The organism is Candidatus Hinthialibacter antarcticus (genome assembly GCA_030765645.1).
Classification (GTDB): domain Bacteria; phylum Hinthialibacterota; class Hinthialibacteria; order Hinthialibacterales; family Hinthialibacteraceae; genus Hinthialibacter; species Hinthialibacter antarcticus.
Window position 1 is genome coordinate 78,947 of record JAVCCE010000057.1, and the last position, 23,291, is coordinate 102,237.

The 23,291-nt window shown below is 52.9% G+C and carries 16 protein-coding genes, 1 tRNA gene and 1 pseudogene; 10 read left to right on the forward strand and 8 right to left on the reverse strand.

From position 1 onward, the window contains the following. Positions 1 to 25 precede the first annotated feature (25 nt). The 5 genes and pseudogenes from uvrC to prfB all read right to left on the reverse strand — a co-directional run bounded on the left by uvrC (position 26) and on the right by prfB (position 5,133). Positions 26 to 1,840 carry an excinuclease ABC subunit UvrC gene (gene uvrC, locus P9L94_13255; protein ID MDP8245046.1) on the reverse strand — a complete coding sequence of 605 codons (1,815 nt, stop codon included), beginning with the start codon at positions 1,838 to 1,840 and terminating at the stop codon, positions 26 to 28. A gap of 39 nt (positions 1,841 to 1,879) precedes the next feature. Further along, positions 1,880 to 2,476 (reverse strand): hypothetical protein, encoded by a 597-nt coding sequence (locus tag P9L94_13260; GenBank protein ID MDP8245047.1) that lies wholly within the window; start codon positions 2,474 to 2,476, stop codon positions 1,880 to 1,882. A 3-nt stretch (positions 2,477 to 2,479) separates the two neighbouring features. Then, complete coding sequence (locus tag P9L94_13265) at positions 2,480 to 3,850, reverse strand: tetratricopeptide repeat protein (protein ID MDP8245048.1); 1,371 nt, start codon at positions 3,848 to 3,850, stop codon at positions 2,480 to 2,482. A gap of 59 nt (positions 3,851 to 3,909) precedes the next feature. Beyond that, positions 3,910 to 3,983 (reverse strand) — tRNA-Val (locus tag P9L94_13270). A gap of 70 nt (positions 3,984 to 4,053) precedes the next feature. Then, positions 4,054 to 5,133: pseudogene (gene prfB / locus P9L94_13275) on the reverse strand (peptide chain release factor 2). A gap of 219 nt (positions 5,134 to 5,352) precedes the next feature. On the opposite strand from prfB, the gene P9L94_13280 reads away from it, so the two are divergent. After that, entirely contained in the window at positions 5,353 to 6,153 is an 801-nt protein-coding gene (locus P9L94_13280) for an alpha/beta fold hydrolase (GenBank protein ID MDP8245049.1), read from the forward strand. Here the strand turns inward: P9L94_13280 and P9L94_13285 are convergent, their stop codons facing one another. Further along, positions 6,154 to 7,827, reverse strand: coding sequence for a glycoside hydrolase family 3 protein (locus tag P9L94_13285; GenBank protein ID MDP8245050.1), 1,674 nt, complete (start codon positions 7,825 to 7,827; stop codon positions 6,154 to 6,156). It lies immediately after the preceding gene. 115 nt (positions 7,828 to 7,942) lie between these two features. Here P9L94_13285 and P9L94_13290 point away from each other — a divergent pair, with 115 nt between their 5' ends. Next, positions 7,943 to 8,620, forward strand: a complete 678-nt coding sequence (locus tag P9L94_13290) for a hypothetical protein (protein MDP8245051.1) — start codon at positions 7,943 to 7,945, stop codon at positions 8,618 to 8,620. Between the two features lie 73 nt (positions 8,621 to 8,693). Here the strand turns inward: P9L94_13290 and P9L94_13295 are convergent, their stop codons facing one another. Beyond that, the gene (locus tag P9L94_13295; GenBank protein MDP8245052.1) at positions 8,694 to 9,143 is read right to left on the reverse strand and encodes a cyclic nucleotide-binding domain-containing protein; all 450 of its coding nucleotides are present in this window, start codon (positions 9,141 to 9,143) and stop codon (positions 8,694 to 8,696) included. A 314-nt stretch (positions 9,144 to 9,457) separates the two neighbouring features. On the opposite strand from P9L94_13295, the gene dprA reads away from it, so the two are divergent. Next, a complete protein-coding gene (gene dprA / locus P9L94_13300; protein MDP8245053.1) occupies positions 9,458 to 10,732 on the forward strand; it encodes a DNA-processing protein DprA in 1,275 nt (424 codons plus the stop codon). A 528-nt stretch (positions 10,733 to 11,260) separates the two neighbouring features. Here dprA and P9L94_13305 read toward each other — a convergent pair. Then, positions 11,261 to 12,052, reverse strand: coding sequence for a hypothetical protein (locus P9L94_13305; GenBank protein MDP8245054.1), 792 nt, complete (start codon positions 12,050 to 12,052; stop codon positions 11,261 to 11,263). A 164-nt stretch (positions 12,053 to 12,216) separates the two neighbouring features. Between P9L94_13305 and carA the strand changes: the two genes are divergently transcribed. The 7 genes from carA (at position 12,217) to P9L94_13340 (ending at position 23,290) form a co-directional block, all read left to right on the forward strand. Beyond that, positions 12,217 to 13,368 carry a glutamine-hydrolyzing carbamoyl-phosphate synthase small subunit gene (gene carA, locus P9L94_13310; GenBank protein MDP8245055.1) on the forward strand — a complete coding sequence of 384 codons (1,152 nt, stop codon included), beginning with the start codon at positions 12,217 to 12,219 and terminating at the stop codon, positions 13,366 to 13,368. Between the two features lie 11 nt (positions 13,369 to 13,379). Then, positions 13,380 to 14,885, forward strand: a complete 1,506-nt coding sequence (carB, locus tag P9L94_13315; GenBank protein MDP8245056.1) for a carbamoyl-phosphate synthase large subunit — start codon at positions 13,380 to 13,382, stop codon at positions 14,883 to 14,885. Positions 14,886 to 15,505: 620 nt separating this feature from the next. Then, positions 15,506 to 17,320, forward strand: a complete 1,815-nt coding sequence (gene carB / locus P9L94_13320) for a carbamoyl-phosphate synthase large subunit (protein MDP8245057.1) — start codon at positions 15,506 to 15,508, stop codon at positions 17,318 to 17,320. A gap of 12 nt (positions 17,321 to 17,332) precedes the next feature. Then, positions 17,333 to 18,151 carry a pyrroline-5-carboxylate reductase gene (gene proC, locus P9L94_13325; protein ID MDP8245058.1) on the forward strand — a complete coding sequence of 273 codons (819 nt, stop codon included), beginning with the start codon at positions 17,333 to 17,335 and terminating at the stop codon, positions 18,149 to 18,151. Between the two features lie 219 nt (positions 18,152 to 18,370). After that, positions 18,371 to 19,231, forward strand: coding sequence for a hypothetical protein (locus tag P9L94_13330; protein MDP8245059.1), 861 nt, complete (start codon positions 18,371 to 18,373; stop codon positions 19,229 to 19,231). Between the two features lie 136 nt (positions 19,232 to 19,367). Further along, entirely contained in the window at positions 19,368 to 19,763 is a 396-nt protein-coding gene (locus P9L94_13335; protein MDP8245060.1) for a hypothetical protein, read from the forward strand. 92 nt (positions 19,764 to 19,855) lie between these two features. Beyond that, positions 19,856 to 23,290, forward strand: a complete 3,435-nt coding sequence (locus P9L94_13340; GenBank protein MDP8245061.1) for a hypothetical protein — start codon at positions 19,856 to 19,858, stop codon at positions 23,288 to 23,290. Position 23,291: the final 1 nt, after the last annotated feature.

The following is a 23,291-nucleotide window of genomic DNA, read 5'->3' on the forward strand; positions in this document are numbered from 1 at the left end:
CGGCATTGTCTTCAGACGCCAATTGTTATGAATTGATTATTCGCTGGGCGAGCTCTTCGGTGACGCCGGGGACGCTGCATAGTTCGTCCGGGCTGGCGGTTTTGATCTTGGCAACAGAGCCAAAATGTTTGAGTAAGGCGCGCTCTTTGGCGGGGCCGACGCCTTTGATGTTGCGCAGAGACGAATGTTGCACCCGCTTGCCGCGCAGTTTGGCGTTGTAAGCGTTACCGAAACGATGGGCCTCGTCGCGGACGAATTGCAACAAGCGCAAGCCTAGGTTACGACGTTCAAGGCGCACCGGCTCGCTCAGCCCCGGCAGGTAAATCAGTTCCTCTTTTTTGGCGAGGCCGCAGATGGGGAAGTTGGGAATGTCGAGTTCGTCGAGCGCTTCCATGGCGGCGTGCAGGTGCCCTTTGCCGCCGTCGATCATGATGAGGTCGGGCGGTTTGGCGAAGCGCTTTTTCTCGGCGTCGTCGCCGTCTCCATGAGAGAAACGGCGTCGCAGCATCTCCTGCATACAGGCGTAATCGTCTTGGCCTTCGACGTCTTTGATCTTGAAGCGGCGGTAGGACGACTTCTGCGGCTGGCCGTCTTGAAACACCACCATCGCCCCGACGGAATGGTCGCCCTGGGTGTTGGCGATGTCGTAGCCTTCGATGCGCAGCGGCAGCACTTCGAGTTTGAGCGATTCTTGCAGGGTGATGACGTTGTCGGCGACGCTGTGTTTGACGCCGTGTAATTTTCGATAATGGTTTTCGGCGTGATGGCGGCTGTTCTTTTCCGCCAGTTGCAGCATGGCGTGTTTCATGCCGCGATGGGGCGTCTTGATGGCGATGGTGCGTTCTTTGATCTTCGATAATGAATTTTCTAAACTCTGCAAGCGTTCCTTGCCGATGGACGCCGGGAGAAATATTTCCCTGGGGACGTCGGTGTTGCGCGCATAAAACTGGATCAAAAACGCATAGAGCGCTTCGGGCGCTTCGGCGTGGGACGCGCCGTCGAGTAAGTGGTTTGACGTGCCGACTACGCGCCCGTTGCGGCGGCGGATCACACCGATGCAAGCGGTTTCGTGTACGCGGGTATAGCCGATGAAATCCTGGTTCTCGACCGTGTTGCGTAGCATTTTCTGCTGGATGGCGAACTGGTCGGCTGCCTCCAGTATGTCGCGATAGAAGGCGGCTTTTTCAAAATAGAGGTCGCGCGAACATTCCTCCATACGCGCTTTCAGGCGATGGATGACATCGTCATGTTTGCCGCGCAGAAATCCCGAAACGCCGTTGCATAAACTGGCGTACTCTTCGTTCGTCACCACGCCGCCGCAGGGCGCGCAACACCTTCCCATTTCGTAATCCAGACAGGGGCGGACGTTCAATAATTTTTTCGATTCATACTTGCAGGGACGAATCGGGAAAATTTCGTGCAGCGCCGAAAGCGCGCGTCGCGCTTGGGTGACGTGCGGATAGGGGCCGAAATATTGGGCGCCGTCTGAGTCAACGCTGCGGGTCAGATAGGCGCGGGGGAATTCTTCATTGGTGATTTTGATGTAGGGATAGCGCTTGTCGTCTTTGAGCTTGATGTTGAATTCAGGATGGTATTTTTTAATCAAGTTATATTCGAGCAGCAATGCTTCTTCGTCGCTGTCGGTGATGATGGGTTTGACTTCTTGGATGACTTCAACAAAGGGCGAGGCGTAGGCGCCGTTTTTGCGCGCGCAGTGCGAGCGGATGCGCTTCTGAATGTCGATGGCCTTGCCGACGTAGGCAACCCGGCCCTGGGCGTCGTGCATCAGGTAGACGCCGGGTTGATTGGGAAGCAACGCAATCTGTTCGCGGGTTATCATGGTGTGTTTATTGTAACGGTGTTGCGGATACGCGGTATGTTAACTCTCGGGTTGTTTTTTGAGCGGACGCTGTTTGTGTTGGAGCAGGTAGCCGATGAAGCATAGCGGCAAGAACAGAATCGGCGCAACCGAACTCGCAATCAAGTAACTGCCGACGCAAGCGGTGACTAAAATAATGACCTGTTTTTCCATATAGATGACGAGGATGGCGATGATGAATGATAACACCGCAGGCCAGAGGTTGCCCAACACGCGGTCGAGGTGCTGAAGAACGCCGACTTCGGCGAAGAACCCGCGCAGGTATCCCATTTGGGTTTGGTCTGTGTATAGCACATACAAGAGTCCCGCGAGTACGCCGACGAACACCAGCGCAACATACATTCGCTTGGCGAGGATGATGCCGACCACGGCGAAGACGATGCTAAACAAAATGATGATCCAGGGGTTGTCGGGCATGTATTGGTTGGGGTCCATATCAAAGATGGGCAGCAGCGATTGCAGCAGGTTGTAGAGGCTGTAGCCAAACAAAAAGCCCATCACGAAACCGACGGCGTTGACGCCGAAGCGAAACAACATCCAGCCAAAACCAAACAAACCTACGCCGAGGGCGAGTTGAAAATAATCGTTAGCATTCATGAGTTATGGGTTTAAGTGTCCTGTGAGTTCTTCAAGGACCTGGCTGCATTCCTGGTCCGAGGGGTTCAGGGTAACGGCGGCGCGGTAACAATCATAGGCGCCTTCGATGTCATGGGTTTGGGCGCGGATAAAGCCCAGCAGTTTGAGCGCCTCAAAATGGTCGGGCTCTTTCTCTAAACAGGCTTGCAACGGCTCCGCTGCGGTTTCGTATTCACAGTCGCGCACGGCGATGGCGCCGCGTACTAACGCGATTTCCGGGCAATCGGGATCGCTGGCGTTAGCGCGTTTCAAAAACTCTTTTACTTTTTTTGGGTCGTTATATTCATGCGCGAGCAACGCCAGATAGGCGTAGGGACGCGGGTTTTCTCTGTCCATCTTGAGAGCGCGGACAAAGCATTCGCGCGCGTCGTTGTGATGGGAGGTCATTTGGCAGGCGATGCCCATCTCGACCAGCGCTTCTTCGTAATCCGAATCCATCTCTAAGGCGTCGTGCAAATGGGCCATCGCTTCTTCATAGCGGCCCATGCGGTTGAGGGCTTTGCCTAAATTGTATAGTACGCGGATATCGGGATCGTGGCGGCTGAGATATGAAACAAAGACATCGTGCGCGCGCTTGTAGAGGCCTTTTTTTGCGAAGGCAAATCCTAACAGCAGGGTGGCTTCGCGCTCGATGCCGGGCATGTCTTTGATGTCCATCAGGCGCAAAATCGCCTGGTCGAATTCGCCAGCGGAAAACAGGTTGGCGGCTTCGAGCATCTCTTCGCGCGCTTCTTGTTCCGGCGTACGTTGGCGGGCGTCGGCGCCGTCGTTCTCCAGCCCGCGCATGACCGCGTCGATGCCGCGTTTGGCGGCTTCCTGGCTGGAATCAAGTTCGAGGCACTGCTCGTAATAATCCTGCGCTTTGTTGAGTTTGTTTTGCTTGCGCAGAATATCGCCCGCCGTGCAATAGAAGGGGGCGTAGTCGGGCATGGCTTTGATGCCTTGTTCGGCGGCTTTCAGCGCCTTGGCGGGTTGTTGCTGCCGGGTGAGCAGCCGCACCAACTCGGTGCGCGCCTTCACGTCGCGCGCGTTGAGTTTGAGCGCTTTGCGAAACATCTTTTCGCCTTTGCGCTCGTCGCCGGTTTTGAGAAGAGTGCGCCCAAATGAGCACAAGACCTCAAGGTCATTCGGCAACAGCCCCATGATTTTTTCATACATGGAGAGCGCATCGGCGTGGCGTTCCATGTCGTCGTAGATGCGGGCAATCAGAAAGTAGACGTCAGGAAAGTCGGGCTGTTCGACCAGAGCTTTTTTCAACGCAATCAGCGCCTGGTCGTAGTGACCGCCGGAGTAGAAGTTGAGGCCGGATTTATAGTGTTGGACAAATGTACTCATCACAGCCCGATGGGGCGTTTAGCTTCTACTAGATGCGCGTAGGCCCAGAAAAGAAGAAATGGGCGATACTGGATTCGAACCAGTGACTTCCAGTTTGTGATACTGGCGCTCTAACCAACTGAGCTAATCGCCCTTATTGCTTGTGTCATTATCCCTTGCAACGTGTGTCAGTCAAGCCGTTTTCGGGGCAATCTTGAAAACGGTTAGTCTGGCAAGTCGTCATCAGACGGCGTGAGGTCTTGTCCGACCAGCGCGGCGCGCAGAAACGCGTCAACATAATTGTCGAGATCGCCGTCCATCACGTTTTGAATATCGCCGCGTTCTTCTTTGGTGCGGTGGTCTTTAATCATGTTATAGGGGTGGAACACATACGAACGAATCTGGTTTCCCCAGGCGATGTCGCGCTTTTCGCCGCTGAGTTCGCTGACTTTTTGGGCTTGTTCTTGTTCCATCAATTCAAATAGCCGCGCTTTGAGAATTTTCATCGCCGTGTATTTGTTTTGATGTTGCGAGCGTTCGTTCTGGCAACTGACCACGATATTGGTGGGCAGGTGAGTGATGCGAATCGCGGAATCGGTCACGTTGACGTGCTGTCCGCCCGCGCCCGATGCGCGGAAGGTGTCGATGCGCAGGTCGCCTTCGTCGATTTCGACTTCGAGGTCTTCTTCGACTTCGGGCAAGACATGGACAGACGCAAACGAGGTGTGGCGGCGCTTGTTGGCGTCGAAGGGCGAAATGCGCACCAGGCGGTGGATGCCGGATTCGGCCTTGAGGCGCCCGTTGGCGTATTCGCCTTTGACGAAAATGGTGACGTTTTTGACGCCTGCTTCGTCGCCGTCTTGTAGATCGACGATTTGGGACGTCCAGCCTTTTCGTTCCGCATAGCGTAAATACATCCGCATTAACATCGACGCCCAGTCGCACGATTCAGTGCCGCCTGCGCCGGGGTGAATGTTCAGATAACAATTGGCGTCGTCGTGTTCGCCGCTGAGCGTACATTGCAACTCATGCGCATCGAGTTCGCTGACTAGAGCATCCAGTTCCGATTGAAAATCAGACAGATGGTTTTCGTCTTTCTCTTCTTCGGCCATTTGCGCCAGTTCGATTGCGTCAGAAAAACGGCTGTGTAAATCTTGATAGGGGTCTATCAGGTTTTTAATGCGGCGGATGGCTTTGCCGTGTTCTTGGGCTTTTTGGGGGTTGTCCCAAAAGCCGGGAGCGTTCATCTCTTCTTCGAGGCGGCTGATGTCGGCGCGTTTTCCCCCGACGTCAAAGATGCCTCCCGAGCTCTTCGAGGCGTTTGTTGTGGTTGTTCAATGTATACAATATGTCTTCGTACATGGCGGCTCCTTCGGGTATGTGAAAAACCGCAATCAGACAAGCGGTTTTTATGTTTTGCGTCAACGTGTAGACTCATCTATCATACGGGACAGCGGTTCCGTCGATGTTCCATCCCGGCGGATTTAGCGCTTTGCGTATATGAATTGAGGGGACGTTTGCTCATGGCTTTGCATGTGTATCCTGTTACGATTGGCCAGATTTCACCGCCCATTCATGGTTTATTGTCGCGCCCCAGCGCGAAAGACCGTACCCTGCCGACGTTAATTTATTATCACGGGCTTAACGGTTCGCGCAATCAGGCGTTTCAAGACCGCTATTTGATTTTAGCCGAAGCGATTCAGGCGTTGAATTGCAATCTGTTGTCGGTCGACTTGCGGGCGCACGGCGAGCGGCGCGCCGATAAGAACGTGCCAGCGGTTGAGAATTTTATCCGGCTGCTGTCCGATAAAGAAAAGAACCCTTTTGAAGGCGCGCTGGCGGACGTAAAGCGCACCGTTGATTTTGTGATTGAGAAAAAAATCGCTCTTCCTCAACAGATCGGCGTGATTGGCCTCTCATGGGGCGGGACGCATGTATTATATGCCTTGAAAAATGAGCGGCGCATTCGTTGCGGCATTTCGCTATTGCCGGTATGTAGCATCGGCAGTTTGTTAGAGTTTCGCGCGATGAAAGAGCACCCGCTCATTAAAGAGTTCGAGCCTTTAAATTACATCAAATCTCTCGCGCCCAAGCCGTTGTTAATGATCACGGGAGAAAAAGACAAACGCGCCGAGCCGCGCTTTGCCAGCGATTTGTTTCAGGAGTTAGAAATCGAATATGGCGACGCGGGCGCCGCCGACCGTCTGGCGTATGCGATGTTATTGAATGCGGGACACGCCTATGACGAGCGCATGACCGATATAGTAGTCAATTGGATTCAGGAATATCTGATTCCCGAAGCGGACGGCCCCAATTTGGGGTGATTATTTGAGTTTGACCGGGGCCTCGCCGCGCGCTTTGCGGGCGCCGTACAACACGTCAACCGTCGCGGCGCACATCTGGTCCAAATAACCGTATCCACACAAAAACACAGGGGCGTCAGGAAAGCGGTTGTACAAGTACGGGCTGCCGTATGCGATGATGGCCGCCGTCTTGCCGCTGGCGAGGATATCGTCAATTAGTTCCGCCATGCTTTCCGGCAGTTGAACGGTTCCTTTGTCGGGCAATACGTCAATCGCGACTGCAACGACAATCACGTCGTTCGCTTCAATGCACTCGCGCGCCGTCTCGTAGACGGTCTCATTACTGGTCGGCATGATGGCGATGCTTGAGACGCATTGGCTGTGTTCTTCCATTTCTTCAAAAAAGGCTTCGCCAAAGTCGCTAAATTCATCGGTCGTATCAAAAAAGGCGAGCGCCGCCGTGGGGCGGTCAGAGGGCAGCGGCAACTGGCCGTCTTGATTGGCAATGATGGTGACGGCGTCGCTGCAGATGGAGGCGCATGCGTTGTCGGCTTCGTTCGACTGTAAGAGCTGGTCGATGGCGTCCATCGAACAGGGCGGTTGTTCGTGTAGATCGAAGCGCGCTTTCAGTGAGAGAATGCGTCGAATCGAGGCGTCAATGCGCTCTTGCGATAATCGGCCTGATTGAACCGCCTGCTCAACGCTTGCGTATGCTGCCGCGAAGTCTGCGGGCATGAGTATCAGATCGACGCCTGCTTCGAGCGCGAGGATCGCGGCTTCTCCGCTTTCATATAAGGTGGTGATGCCGCCCATTAACATCGCGTCAGTCACAATCAAGCCGTCAAAGCCCATCTCTACGCGCAACAACCCCGTAATAATCGGCGGCGAAACCGTTGCCGGGCGTTTTTCGCCCGGGTCGAGCGCCGGGACGGAAATATGCGAGGTCATAATGGCTGGCAGTTCGCCCTGTTCAATCGCGCGACGGTAGGGAAGCAGTTCGACGCTGTCGAGACGCTCGCGGTCGGCTTCGATTACGTCTAACACTAAGTGCGTATCAAGCGAGGTGTCGCCGTGCCCCGGGAAGTGTTTGCCGCAAGAAATCACGCCGCCTTTGTGCAAGCCGCGGATCGCCTGTTGCGCCATGGCGGCGACGCATTCAGGGTCGCCGCTATAAGATCGCGTATTGATGATGGGGTTGACTGGATTTATGTTCACATCCATCACCGGGGCAAACACCCAATTGACGCCAATTGCTTTCGCTTCGACCGCCGTATGGTAAGCGGTCAGATAGGCGTAGGGTTCAAACCCGGTGGCGCCAATCGCCATCGCGGGAGGAAACACGCTCAAACAGGGCGCAATCACCCCGCCAAAGCCGCCGCCCGCGCCCGATTCCATATCGGCGCCGATGAACATCGGTATCTCTGAATGCAATTGCATCAAATCAATTAACAATGGCGTTGCGCCCAGATAATAGCGGTTGAGGTAGTAGCCCGCCGGGGCGTATTCGCCAATTTCATTGCGGACGCGCACAGCGTATTCTTCGATCTGCTGTTGCGCTGTCAGCGTTTCGTGCATTAAGTAAGGACAAAACAATTGTCCGATTTTTTGTCTGTCTGACATGGAGGCGAGAGTTTGCTCCACCCATGCAGTTTTTGAGTCGGATAATTGCAGCGGCTGAGACGATTGATTTTTCATTCGGGCCTGCTTCGCTCAATGAATTTTAATTAGGAACCAATACAGAACAATGCTATACACTAGAATCGGGCTTTTTCTTAAATGCTTTAGAATTTTCTATTAGAGGAGAGAGTGGATGAACAGAAAGGCCTCAATTTTTTTCAGTGCTTTATTGCTGATATCCACCAGTCTTCAATCATACGCAGAAGAAATGGCCCCTTGGGTCAAAGGCGAAACCTGGAACTATCAGCATGAAGGCCCCGTCCCCTTTCGCGGTGAAGAATCTAAAGTCGTTGGTGACCGGGTGATGCAGGTGTTGAATGTGGAAGAAGGCGCCGCTGACGTTCGCTGGACGCTGAAAGAAAACTGGGGTGACCTCGATGACGCGCCGCGTACGTTTAGGGTCGATGCAGACCGCAAAGTCCATCGCCTGTTGTGGGGCGATGATGATATCGCCTACGAACCCGCCTTGCCGATGGATTACACCTCACTCAAACCGGGCGAAGAACAGACCGATGAAATTATGATAAAATTCGGCGAGAGCGCAATGAAATGCACCGTTACCGCTAAGCGGTTGCCCGACCAGGACGTGGTCGTCCCCGCCGGGACGTTTGAGCAATGCGTCCATGTGAAGATTGATATGAAGATCCATTTCGGCGAGCTGCATTTGCCGATTGACCATCAGGTTTGGTATCATCCCCGCGTGAATTTTCTGGTGAAAGAAAAATATTTTTTCAAAGCGATGCAGATTGGCGGCCTGGGGTGGGGGGAGCATACGTGTCTAAGCGAACTGAAAGAATATAAGAAACCCTAAGGCGAACGTGATAGTCAAAATGAAAGAAAGCGCACCAATGAGTGCGCTTTCTTCTTGAATGCCGTTTGGGTTTTTATCCCAATAAGTAAGAAACTTGTTCTCGGGTTTCGGTCAGCCGCCTTCCGACTGCATGCGTGAGAAACTCGAATACTTCGGCTTTGATGCCGACGTCTTGTTGAAAGAGTTCTAACAAGGCCGGGCCGGGCAGCGCAATGGTGACGCAATCTTCCAGGCAACGCGAAGCGGCGGTCACTTTATGCGGCGGTACAATCGCCGACCAGCCGAATAGATCGCCGGGTGTGACAGTATGGATCGCGATGACATGGTTGCCCGGCAGCGTCATTTCGACTAACACGCGGCCTTCTTTCACGACATGCATCGCGTCGCATTCCGTTCCTTCCTTCTGGACATAATCGCCTTTTTGAAAACGGCGCTCTTCTGCGATATTACACAATTGCGCCAACTGTTTTTCGCTGAGTCCATTAAAACATTGCAGCGGTTGCACCGCTTCAACTCCAACCATAATTGTCTCCCTTTATTGGAGGAATTCGCTGTTCAATGAGGTTATTCCATGATGCAGTAACAGAACGGTAACGGAATTGAGGGAAAATAGCAACAGATATTTTATTACCTATCTCTTGCATAGTCAGATATTTATCTAATCCCGGCGATTAAATGCGCTACCGGTCTCCAGGTCAATCTGCGCCTGTGCGCAATTGGGTAGAGGGGGCATTATGAAAGAGAGGTTCTCTGGTTATTGGTTTCAGGCGCCCGGGCCGCTGTGCTTGCCGGAACGGCGTTCGTTTTATAAGATGGCGCCACGCACAAGGAGACGGTATGAGCAAGTTAGATCGTGATACGTTATATCCATGGCTGGCGATTTTACGCGCTAAATTTATGGGAAGCAGTCGGGCGCGAGTTTTGGTTGAACGCTTTGGTTCGATCAACGCCGCGTTGAATGCGTCCGTTGAGGCAATCGCGTCCGTGCCGCGTTTTAATGAAGAGATGGGACGCGCGGTGCGCGAAGCGGCCCGGGGGAAATATGACGATGAGATTGAGCGCGAGCTGAATTGGTGCGAGCGCAACGGCGTTAAAATCATGCTGCAATCCGACCCGGGATTCCCCGAACCGCTGAAACAAATTCCCGCAGCGCCCGCGTTGTTGTATGTGAAGGGAAAGATTCTCCCGCAGGATTTATTATCCATCGGCATCGTCGGAACCCGTCTTGCCAGCGACGCAGGCAAACGCACCACCAACAAGATTGCCCGCGAATTGGCTGAAGCCGGGCTGACGATTGTTAGCGGACTGGCTTGGGGCGTTGACGCATCGGCGCATAAAGGCGCGTTGAAATGTAAGACAGGGCGTACGCTGGCGGTGTTAGGCAACGGATTGAAATATATTTACCCCAAAGAGCACAAGTCGCTCTATGAGCAGGTGTTCAGACGAGGGGCATTGATTACGGAACTTTTTCCTGCCGTGGCTCCTGATAAGCGCAACTTCCCGCCGCGCAACCGCATCATCAGCGGGCTTTCGCTGGGCGTGTTAGTCGCCGAAGCCCCCGCCCGTAGCGGCGCTTTAATCACCGCTAACTATGCTCTCGAACAGGGGCGCGAGATTTTCGCGCTGCCTGGCGCCGTCGACCAATGGAACGCGGAAGGCGCCAATAAACTCATTTCTGACAGCGCGGCGAAGCTGGTGACTTCGGCGGATGACATCTTGCGCGAGTTGGAAGATAAGATTGCGTATTACGTGCACGAGATGAAAGGCGATATTCAGAAATTCGTCCCGCCGCCGGAAGAACCGCCGATTGTGATTGAAGACGACGAAGAACCAATCGAGCCTGAGGCAACGGAGCCACCAAAACAAGAAAAGAAAGAAATGCCCGCTGCGCCGACCCAAAAACCCGCCGCCGTCAATCTCGCGGCGTTAAACCTGAGCGATGACGAAAATGTGATTCTACAAAAATTGACGGAGGATGCGGTCCAGATTGATGCGTTGTGCCGTGAGTTAGACTGGCCGATTGCGCGGGTGTCGTCTGCGCTGGGGTTGCTCGAACTGAAAGGCCTCGCCGACCGCGAGGCGGGAATGCGCTTTCGCAAGGCGGACGGGTAAGAGCCTGACTTTGGGCGCTGTGTTGGTACGGATGAAAATGTGATAACCCGCCCCTCCATCAAGTTGGGGGAGCCTGGGTGCCGCAGGCAGGGCTGGGTGGTAATGTCATTGACTTAAGACTTTTAGCCCCCCTTTTTAAGGGGGGACGGCGCTGAAAGCGCCAGGGGGGGATTCGGGCGCAACACGTTGCGCCCCTACAGGGCTGATATTTTTTGATTTCGTTGCATCAAAGTCTGCCCTCACTTCGCGACGCCTTGGCTTGCCACCCCTTAAGTCGATGATATTGCCTTTTGCACAGGCGCTCAGTAAGTCAATTTTTTGAATACAATGAATTTTCATAGAAGTGTTCAGAATGCCTTAAACCTAATGTATGGTGGGATGAATGCAATGAATCCCGCCATTGGTTTGTGATAGATTTTTATTGGTGGGTTTCGCTTCGCTCAACACCACCCTACTTGAGACGTTTAGAAAAACTCGTTGTAGGTTAGGCTCGCTCAGCAGCCCATCGAATTTGCTATTCTGCGAATTTTACTTATAAATCTCCCACTGCGCGGCGCTGGAATTGGGCGAGAGAATCAGTTCACTGGGGAACCAATTGATCTCTCTTTTGATGCGGTATTCACTGCCGTCTACCAAGCGCACCAGAAAGGTTTCTTCTCCCAAAAATGAGCCGTCAGCGAAAATCATGTACTGGCCCTCTTCAGATTGATACATCGGGTTCGGCGGATAAATACTGTTTTCCTTTATCGCTATCCGATAGACATTTTCTACTGGATGAGAAAACCCTTCGAAGGCCAGCGTAAGTTGAATCGGTTGGTCGCCGGAGCCTCGAATCGGGTTTGCATGGCTGTCTCCGAATACCTGATTGCCCAGAGCATCATAAAAAGCAAACGATTTCCATTTTTGTAGCGCATAGGGGTACATGTTGCTGCCCGGACGGCGGATGGATGGGTGGAGAACCGGCTTGGCGGTGAAGAGAGCCATTCGCTCCTGGCTTGAGTCCGGGGTGATCTGAATATCGAAAGAAATTTTCGTCGCAGACGGAATGATGGATGAATCAGTCACATTATCGCCAAGCGTAATCTCAAAGTCGCCTTCTCCCATTGTGTGTTCAATGGTTGCGATGACGCGTTGAATATTTGCTGGTGGATAGAGATAAACGTCTAATTCAATGTAATGAAACAACCAGGTTAGATCATTGGTTGGGTCTGCAATGTATACTCCCCCATCCGAAACCAAGACCGGACGCTGCGCTTGCGCGGATGAAACCAGCGTAAATGCAAACAAATAAGCGGCTAGTAATAAGATGATTTGTCTCATTGTTTTTTGCCCCCAACGTGCCATCGTTTTGGTAAAAATATCATGGATATCTCAATTTGTAAGCAATTTTCTTGGATTTTGTTGTGAGTAATTCACCAAATTTGTCTAATTGGCGCCGTCTTGCTTGCGTGTTGCGCCGGGTCGAGACATAATGTCATCTCAACATGGTTATATCGACTTATTCCACCATTTCCCGTCCCCCGGCAGTTCTCGTTTTAGAGGATGGTTCGCTCTATCGAGGACGTGCGTTCGGCGCTCCCATCGAGAGCGGCGGCGAAGTTGTTTTTAATACCTCCATGAGCGGTTATCAGGAAGTTTTGACCGATCCGTCCTATTACGGACAGATCGTCACCATGACCTATCCATTGATCGGTAACTACGGCGTCAATGAAGAAGACGTCGAATCGAACAAGATTCAGGTGGCGGGATTCATCATCAAAGAACCGGCGCGGCTGCATAGCAACTGGCGCAGTTCGTCCACCCTCGAAGACTATCTAAAAGCGCAAAACATCGCCGGATTATGCGGCATTGATACCCGTGCGTTAGTTCGTAAGTTGCGTAATCATGGGGTGATGCGCGGCGTGATTTGCAGTGAGGGCGGCTCCGAAGCCGACCTGGTCGCCAAGGCGCAAGCGGTTCCGTCGATGGCGGGCTCCGATCTGGTCAAAAGCGTCACTACTTCTGAGCCGTACGTCTGGGATCAGCCATTGCACCCGGTTTATCGTCAATATGACCTCACGCCTGCGCCGTTTCGCGTGGTCGCTTACGATTTCGGCATTAAACAGAATATCTTGCGCCACCTCGCAGGGCGCTTTAAAGAAGTGCATGTCGTTCCAGCGACTACATCCGCTGAAGATGTGATGAAATTAAAGCCTGACGGCGTTTTTCTCTCAAACGGCCCCGGCGACCCCGAGCCTGTGACCTACGCCGCTGAGTCGGTGAAGGGGCTGCTGGGTAAAGTCCCTGTGTTTGGCATCTGCCTGGGCAACCAGATTTTAGGGCTGGCGCTGGGCGGAAAAACCTATAAGTTAAAATTCGGTCATCGCGGCGCCAATCAGCCCGTGAAAGACCTTGATACCGGAAAAATCGACATCACGTCGCAAAATCATGGATTCTGCGTCGATTTTGACAGCATTCAGCAAGAAGATGTTCGAGTGACTCACGTTAATTTGAATGACAATACGGTCGAGGGCTTGGAGTCGCCCGGTTTGCAGTGCTTCTCGGTGCAATATCATCCCGAAGCCTCACCCGGCCCGCATGACGCCTCGCACCATTTTGACCGTTTTCTCGACATGATTAAAAACCAGAAAGGGTAAGACAACCCGCAATGCCGCGCCGCGACGATATACATAAAATATTGGTGATTGGCTCCGGCCCGATTGTGATCGGGCAGGCGTGCGAGTTTGATTATTCTGGAACCCAGGGCTGTAAGGCGCTTCGTGAAGAAGGCTATGAGGTGGTGTTGGTCAACAGCAACCCCGCCACCATTATGACCGACCCTGAATTCGGCGACCGCACCTACGTCGAACCGATTATCCCCCAGGCGCTGGAGCGCATCATCGAAACCGAGCGCCCCGATTGCCTGCTGCCGACCTTGGGCGGACAGACGGCGCTCAACGCGGCCGTTTCGCTATTTGACGCTGGTATTCTCGATAAATACAACGTCGAGTTAATCGGCGCAAAGATGCCCGCCATTCGTAAGGCCGAAGATCGCGAAGAATTTAAAGAAGCGATGACCAAAATCGGCCTCGATTTGCCCAAAAGCGCGTTTGTCAGCAATATGCAGGAAGCGCTCGACGCGATTGACGAGATTGGTTTCCCGGTGATTATTCGCCCGTCGTTTACAATGGGCGGCTCTGGCGCGGGCACCGCCTATAACCGCGAAGAATATGAAGAGACGGTGCGCTGGGGGTTGGAGTGCAGCCCCGTTCACACCATTTTGGTGGAAGAATCGGCGCTGGGCTGGAAAGAATACGAACTCGAAGTGATGCGCGACTTGAAAGACAACGTCGTTATCATCTGTTCGATTGAAAATTTTGATCCGATGGGCGTCCATACCGGCGATAGCATCACGGTTGCGCCCGCGCAAACCCTAACCGACAAAGAATACCAACTGATGCGCGACGCCTCGATTGATATCATTCGCGAAATCGGCGTCGAAACTGGCGGCTCGAATATTCAGTTCGCCGTCAACCCTGACGATGGGCGTATGGTGGTGATCGAGATGAATCCGCGGGTTTCGCGCAGTTCGGCGCTTGCGTCGAAGGCGACCGGGTTCCCCATCGCGAAAATCGCCGCCAAGTTGGCGGTTGGTTTCACTCTTGATGAAATTCCGAATGACATTACCCGTGAAACCCCGGCGTCATTCGAGCCGACGATTGATTATGTTGTGACCAAGATTCCCCGCTGGGCGTTCGAGAAGCTGCCCGGCGCCAACCCGACGTTAGGGACGCAGATGAAGTCCGTCGGCGAGGCGATGTCGATAGGGCGTACGTTTAAGGAATCGCTGCAAAAAGGGTTGCGTTCGCTTGAGATCGACCGCTATGGCTTGGGCGCCGATGGCAAAGATAAATTCATTTTCCATGACTCGGGCCACCCGCGCTATCGCAAAAAAAGTGATGCTGCCATGCGGCGCGAAATCGAAGAAAAACTGACTGTGCCCAATCCTGACCGCATGTTTTATCTGCGTTATGCGTTTCAGGCGGGGTATTCAATTGACGATATTTTTGAATTGACCAAGATTGACCGCTGGTTCCTGGCGAACCTGGAAGAAATCATCGCTATGGAAGACGAGCTGCGGTCGATGAAAGACGAAGTGCAAGCGTTTCTTTAGAATACTCTGCCCTCACCCCAACCCTCTCCCATAGGGGGGTGGAGCAGGCTGCGGATGATTTGTAGGGTGGGTTCTTAACCCACCGCTTGTACTAGTCCCCCTTGTTAAGGGGGGAAGCGTCGAAGACGCAGGGGGGATTTACGACAACCCCCACCCAGCCTCTCCCAACTTGGGGGAGGGGTGAATAAATCAGGGTAGGGTGGGCTCGCGAAGCAGCCCACCGGATGAAGCAGCGTTAGCGTAGCGAAGCCAAGCGGTAAGTAAAAAAATGGTTGGCATAAGAAAAGCCCCGCTTGATTCAACACAAAAGGCGGCGATGCCGCCCCCTCACCCCAACCCTCTCCCATAGGGAGAGGGAGCAGGCTGCGGATGATTTGTCGGGTGGGCTCTTGATCCACCGTTTTTGCAAGCCGGGTAGGGTGGGCTCGCGAAGCAGCCCACCGAAGAAAATTGCATGGTAGTCTGAAAAACTGAGTGTCAGCGCGCGCGAAGCGCTCAGCGATAGAAACAAAAAAAGTATTAATTTAATTAGAGATATTTAAGTACAAAACAAAAGGCGGCGATGCCGCCCCCTCACCCCAACCCTCTCCCATAGGGAGAGGGAGTAAAGTGATAGTGGTATGAACGAAGCGCAACTAAAAATCAAATTACACGACGCCAAGGCGATGGGGTTCTCCGATCGCCAACTCGCATATATCTGGGGCGTGGATGAACTAAAAATCCGCGCACTACGTAAAAAATTGGGCGTCGAGCCGGTCTTTAAGACGGTGGACACTTGCGCTGCGGAATTTGAAGCCTACACCCCCTATCACTATTCCACCTACGAACAAGAGACCGAAGTGCGTCCCTGCGAGCGCGAGAAGATTATGATTCTCGGCGGCGGCCCCAACCGCATCGGGCAAGGGATTGAGTTTGATTTCTGCTGCGTCCATGCGGTCTATGCGCTGTCAGAATTGGGTTACGAAACCATCATGGTTAATTCAAACCCCGAAACGGTTTCGACTGACTACGACACCGCCGACCGCCTCTATTTTGAGCCGCTGACCTTCGAAGACGTGATGAGCATCATCGACGTCGAAAAACCGAAGGGCGTTATCGTGCAGTTCGGCGGACAGACGCCGCTCAAGTTGGCCGTCGCGCTTGAAGAAGCGGGCGTTCCGATTTTGGGAACCTCGCCGGATAGCATCGACCTGGCCGAAGACCGCAAGCGCTTTGGCGCTTTGATTGAAGAACTGGGCATCCACCAGCCGCCCAACGGCACCGCGACCAGCGTCGAAGGCGCTGTTGAAATCGCCAATCGTTTGACCTATCCCGTGTTGGTACGGCCTTCATACGTTCTCGGCGGTCGCGCCATGGAAATTGTCTACGACGAAGAAAGCCTGGCCCATTACATGGAGAAGGCGGTTGACGCCTCGCCGGAGCGCCCCATTCTGGTTGATAAATTTTTAGAAGACGCCATCGAAGTTGACGTTGACGCCATTGCTGACGGCGAGACGGTCTATATCGGCGGCATCATGGAGCATATTGAGTTCGCCGGGGTGCACTCAGGCGACAGCGCCTGCGTAATCCCGCCGCGTACCCTGCTTCCCGAAACGATTGACGCCATTATCGAGCAGACCAAACGGTTGGCGTTCGCGCTCAAAGTCAAAGGTTTGATGAACATTCAGTTCGCTGTTTCTAAAGGCGGCGAGACCGAGAAAGTTTATATTCTCGAAGTGAACCCGCGCGCTTCGCGTACGGTTCCGTTTGTTAGCAAGGCGAAGGGCGTCCCGCTGGCGAAAATTGCTGCGCAGGTCATGTCCGGCAAGCCGCTGAAAGATTTTAATCTACCCGAACGTCTTGAGATTGCGCATGTCGCGGTCAAAGAGGCCGTGCTTCCGTTCGTGAAGTTCCCTGGCGTTGATACCATTCTCGGCCCTGAAATGCGCTCGACCGGGGAAGTCATGGGCATTGATACCGACTTTGGTCGGGCGTACGCCAAGGCGCAGGCGGGCGCAGGCATGTTCTTGCCGGGGCCGAATCCACCCAAAGAACATTCACAAATCATCATTAGCGTAAACGACCACGATAAGCCGGTCTTTCTGCCTGTTGCAAAGCGTTTGGTCGAACTTGGATTTGATCTTTACGCCACTGGCGGTACGTTTACGTTTCTTGAAGAAAATTCTGTCGATTGCCAGAAGGTATACAAGGTCAAAGAAAGCCGCCCCAATATCGTTGATTTGATGAAAAATGGGCGTGTTTCTCTGGTGATTAATACACCGTTAGACCGCGAATCGGCTTATGATGAACTTGCGCTGCGCCGATGCGCAGTTGAACAGAACATCCCTTATGCGACGACCACTGCGGGCGCTCAAGCGGCGCTCGACGGCATCGAAGCTGATTTGACCAATAATCTACAGGTCAAGGCGCTACAAGACTATCACGCGCAAATTTAGGAGCGCCTCCGCATGTCTGAGTTCCCGAAACGGTTGGCTTTTATCGGCGGCGGCAATATGGCCGAAGCCATTCTCGCGGGGCTGATCCATACTCAAGCGCTGCATCCGAATGAGATTATTGTTTCTGAACCCCGCCCCGAACGCCGCCAGGAACTTACCGAAGTTTATAAAATCGAAGCCGTTGAATCAAACCAAGACGCGATCCAACAAGCGCAAACGCTGGTGTTGGCGATTAAGCCGTTTAAATTAGATGAAGCCAAAGAAGACCTCCGCGCAGCGTTAACCCGTGAGCATCTAGTGATTTCGATCCTGGCGGGCGCGTCGCGCGAAAAACTCGGTCAGGCGCTGGGCGATAAAAAGCGCATGGTTCGTGTTATGCCAAACCTGCCCGCATTGGTGGGGCATGGCGTCAGCGCGATTACTTTTCCTGATGAAATGGGTGACGACGAGCGCGAGTGGGTGCGGACGATACTGCGCTCCGTCGGCGCGATTGTTGAAGTCGAGGAGCCGATGCAGGACGCGGTGACGGCGGTCTCGGGCAGCGGGCCGGGATACGTCTTCTATTTAGTGCATCATTTTATCGAAGCGGCAAAGGCCGAAGGGCTTGACGCAGACACCGCCCGCCAACTTGCGATACATACGTTTGTGGGCGCGGCCGAAGTATTAAAGCAGGGCGGCGATTCGCCTGAGACGCTGGTCAAAAAAGTGGCGACGCCGGGCGGTACCACCGAGGCGGGGTTGTCGGTTTTAGACAAAAATCAAACTCCAAAAATTTTAATAGATGTTGTTCATCACGCCGCTGAGCGCTCCCGCGAATTGAACCAGGGATAAAAGCGGTTTATAGTGTACCAATATTAATCGGGAATTGTGTTTTTTTTGGCCTGATTTTAAGCCTGCGGGCTTGTCGAAGCCGCGATTGATCCAGGCCAGATACTTGGTCGTGCAAGTTGACACGGCCTTAGTCTCATGATACTTTCCCCAATCGGACTGTCTCCCGATGGGGAATAGCGTCTAAATACCGAAAATCCAAGAAGATTAGGGATAGATATTATGTCTTACAAATCGCTTGTTCCCACAATTCTCGTTGCGGCTGCGTTGTTGTTTCCTGCCATAAGCCATGCTCAATACGGTATGGGCGGCATGGGCGGAATGGGTATGGGTGGCATGGGTTATGGCGGCGGCGGCTTTGGCGGCGGCGGTTTCGGCGGCGGCGGCATTGACGGTCCCGGCGCCGTTACGGTCAAGTACGGCGAAAAAATCTATTGCGCCATGTTCGGCGACTTGATTGACTACAAAGTTTATTACATTCAAGTGCCCGCTGATGCGATCGGCGTCCACTATTTCGATGACGGCACCATGGGCGATGAAGTTTCCTACGACGGTATGCCGAGCAATATTAATGTGATCCGCGATCAATACCTTGGGCCTTTCGCCATAAAATATAAACACTGGATTTCAAAAGCGGTTGATAAAGCTGAAGACATGGGCGCCCTCTCATTTTATAACTTGGGCGTTGCCACAGACGATCCCGAATCAAAAGTCGCCTCGCTCGAAGATTGGCGCGGGACGCTTGAAAACCAATTGGTAGATGTTCGGGCTACCGTGGCGCAGTTTGAGGGTTATGACGACACAACGTATATCAAATCAATTGATCCTTCCTTGTTTGAATCGCTTGAAGGATTTGGCGGTTTGAATTCCGGGTTTGGGGCTGGCGGCTTTTTGCCTGACTTGCCTCCTCCTCCCGGTTTGCCTCAACCCGGCGACCAGTTCAGGGTTGATGACGGCACAGATGCTGCGGACACAGAAGATTCAGGCGCTTATAATCCTGTCCAGAATACCCGCGACGCGGTGGGCGGCCTTGGCGGCGCGCCAAGTCTGGGCGCTGTAGAAGCAATGAATTCGCTCAATTAGAGCGAGTGAAAAATAATCGAGCAACTCAGTGTGAGTAGATATACAGAATAAGCGATTGATTCGCGTGATGGCGCCGCCCGCATAGAAGGCGAAAAGCAATGCAGGGCGGCGGTCCCATGAGATGGAGTAGCGACAGATGGCATCATGGAATGAAAAAGAAAAAGACGAGATTGAGTACCGGATTAAATTCATAAAGCAGTTTCTTGATCTTTGGACGCGTTACGACGGCTTGTTTCAAACCGCTTATCACGAGCAAAAAGCCGACGCGGAATCGGATGAAGAATTTTTGAAATTGAAAAGCCAATGCGCCCGCCGTCACCAATATCTGATGGAGTATTTGGGCGTCGAGTATAAAGGGGCTGAGCAAATTACCCCGTATCTGTCTGACACCGTGACCCTGAAGGCAATGATTGGGATTCACGTCGATTTTTATAAAAAATTGAGCTTGCAATGGCACCACACCTTCTTGCGCTTGCATGAAGCGATGGGGTACCTGCGTACGCGTTTGGAGTTAGAGGCGGCGCTGGATTAACTGGCTGCGTCTGTTTGTTTTTTTGGGTAAAGGGCATATTTCAAACTGATATTTGATCCGCATCAATGCGAAGATCGCTAAGGAGTAGGTTGATGAATCCGCGAAAGTCAAATTGGATAAAACTCGCGAGCCTTATTCTCATTACTGTTGTAATGTTCACAGGCTGCGCAAAACGCGACGCGCAAAAGGCCGTTGATTTGGCTGTCCAGGCGCAAGATGAGGCGCGAGCCGCCTTGGCGCCAAAGTATGCCGAAACAATTTATTCAGACGCCAACCGCCTGTTTGGTCTCGCGCAGTCGGAGTTTGACGCGGGCAACTATAAACAAGCCGCCGAATCGGCCCAGCAGTCCGAAGCGCGTTTTCGTTCGGCGATCACCGCCGTGCCTGAATTGCGCCGGGCGGTTGAAGATAAATTGGCCGAAATTAGCGATGCCGTAACCACCGCCGAGCAAAATGTGGAAACCGCTCGCAGTCAGGGTTTTTTGACGTCAGAAGAAATCAATGCGGTTGCGACGTCGGTTGATGATCTACGCTCCCGCCTTGACGGCGACTTGGGCGTTGATATGGATGTCCTCAACGCCTTCCTGGAAGAAGCCAAGGGCGCCTTGCCAAAGTCAGAGTCGCTTGCCACCGCGCACCTTCGCCCCGAAGCCGAACAGGCCCGCGATAGCGTTGTTGCGATGATGGAAGAAGCGCAAGAACTGAATGCGCCTACCGCCGAACCGCAATTGTGGTCGCAAATTACTACCTTGCAAATGCAACTCGATTCCGCCGAGCGCGATGGTCAATGGCAACAAATTATTGATGTCGCTGCTCAAATGAATGAGCCGCTGACTCAGGCGATCACCTCCGCGCAACGAAGCGCCGCAGGTGATATTATCGCCGATACGCAAAATCAAGTGACCCAAGCCGGTCAATTGAATGTGCAAGACGTGCCCGGGTTTACCGATTTAGTCACGCAAGCCAAAGACGCGTTGCAAGTCGGCAAAGACCTGTTGGGTCAAGAAAACTTCTCCGGCGCGATTGCCGCTGCTGATGAAGCCAAGGCGTTGTTGCAACAAGGCTACCAAACCCTCGGCGAGCAAGCCGATGTGCAGTTGTCGGTTGCGAACGAGAATTTGAACCAGGCGATCCAGTTGCAGGCTGAAACCTATGCGCCCGCCGTTGTGTCGCAAGTGCGCGACGCAATCGCTAGCGCGCAGGAATTGAAAAGCCAACAACGCTTTGCCGAATCTTACACCGCCGCGCAAAAAGCGGCCCAAGCCAGCGCGAACGCTCCCGAAGCCGCAAAGCGCGGTAAAGCCGAACAAACATTGCGTAAAGTAGAGGGGCCGTTTGGCGTCCTCCGCAGCCAGGGCGGCGATAAATATGCGCCCGAAGCGTATGAGAAAGCGCTTGACGCCGTCAAAGAACTTCGCGCTCTTATGCAAGCGGGTCAATACGCTCAGGTTGAAGAAAAAGTGCCTGCTGCGGTTGAAATCGCTGAATCCGGCTTGAAATCATTAGGGCAATCGGCCAAGCAGTATATTGGTCGCGCCGAACAAGCCATCACCGCAGCTGAAAAAGCCAACGCCAAAGATTGGGTTTCGATGCAATTCGCAAATTCAATCAATATGAAATCTGCGGCGCAGGGTGAACTCGAAAAGAACCGTTTCCTGGTTAGTATTCAGAAGTCAGAAGATGCAATCGAAGCCGCCAAAAGCGCAGAATCCCGCGCCTATCAATTACAGGCTGAGCAAAATCTCCGCAAAGCGAACGATTTAATTGCCGAAGCGCGTCGCGCACAACAAGACGATCTGAGCCCGAATGCGTATCGCAAAGCGCTTTATGCGACCGAGGACGGCGGGGAAATGCTTTCCAAAGGTTCCTATCAAGAAGCCTACAAGGTTTCTCTTGACGCCGCCGCGAAGGCTGACCGCGCACTGAATAATATCGTGTTGACCGCGCAGGAATCGGTTGACTCGCTCTTATTCGCTGAGGGCGTAACCTATGCGCAACCCGAAACGCAACAATCAGCGGCCTTATTGAATGACGCACAGGCGGCGCAAGCGGCGCGCAATTACCCCGCCGCGAATCAAGCCGCTGCAGAAGCGATTCGCATCGCTCAAAGCGCAGAGCACTTCACCTGGAAACAACGCACATTCAGCCTTTTGAAAAACCTCGAAGGCGCTGAACTAATGTTGCAAGGCGAGAATGCACAAATCGAAACGCCTGCGTTGTATCGTCAGACGCTCGATCATTTCACCGAAGCGCGCGTACAACAGATTGATGAAAATTACGCCGAATCCTACAAGCAGGCGGCTGGCGCCGAACAAACCATTAACCAGATTTGGTTGGCGATGGAATCTGACCTGACCCGCGTCAAAATGGAAGCCTCGCAAACCGCCGACTGGTTAGGCGAAAATGCGGAAGTAGAAGAAGGCCGCGAGTTGAAAATGGAATTGATGGATTCTGTTTCTGAACTCGAGCGCTTGATCCAATTGAAAGAATGGCGCGCAGCGTATGCGAAAGCCGACGCGGTAAGTAAAAAGGCTGACTTCGCCAAAGGCGCGTTGCAGACGCAAAACCGCTATCGTTTCCGCGAGATGTTAAAAGAAACATACAAACCGTTTACAGAAGAAAACGCGTTGGCGATTACGCCTGACCAAAAAGAAATGGTGGAAAACACCATTAAAACTTTGCGTCAGCCGGGCGACCTGACGTATGCCGAATTGGTTGACGCCTATGAACAAGCCGTTGCCGCCAGCGAGACGCTTCCAGATGAAATCGCCCAACAAGCGCTGCAACGCACCGAAGAAATCAACGTCGTTCTTCAACAAGCCCAAGACGCGGGAGGCCGTACCTACTTCCCCGATAAGTTCCGTGAATTGACTTCTGACTTGCAATGGTTGCGTAACGCCGTCGAAGGCGATGATTACAAAATGATTGCGAACCGTCTCAAGAAGTTAGAAAAAGAAGCGCCTCAAATGTTGCAAGCCACCCAGTTGGCGGTTGAAGAAGACGCGTACCTGACCAACCTTGATGGTTTCTTACGCGATGTCAACAACTTGATTCATGACTTTAGTGCAATTTCTTCTATGCCTCCCAACCAACTCCTAGCGGCGAGAACAACGGAATATAAACTTGACGAGACGGCGACGGATATGTTCAAGTCTCTTCAATCAAAACTGACCACCAAGGCGATGCGTATTAACGCTGAAATTTTATTAGAGCGAGTGAAAGACCTCACGCCTCCGCATACACTTGAATCGGTCCACAAAAACGCAATCAAGTCGTTTACCTATTTCTTGCGAAGCGCCGAAGGCTTTGATATCTATGGTCGCAGCAAAATTTATGATTTGGGTTATCGCGAAGAATCCTTGAAACAAGGCTATAAATACTTGTTGAAAGCACAAACGGTCAATTCTGATTTGGCGTTTGCGATTGAAACATCCCGCAAGATGAGCAAATGGGATAAATTTGTCCGTAATCTCCGGCGACTTGAAGTTAAGGCTTGGGACTCGTATTATTCTTGGGTCATTCGCTAAG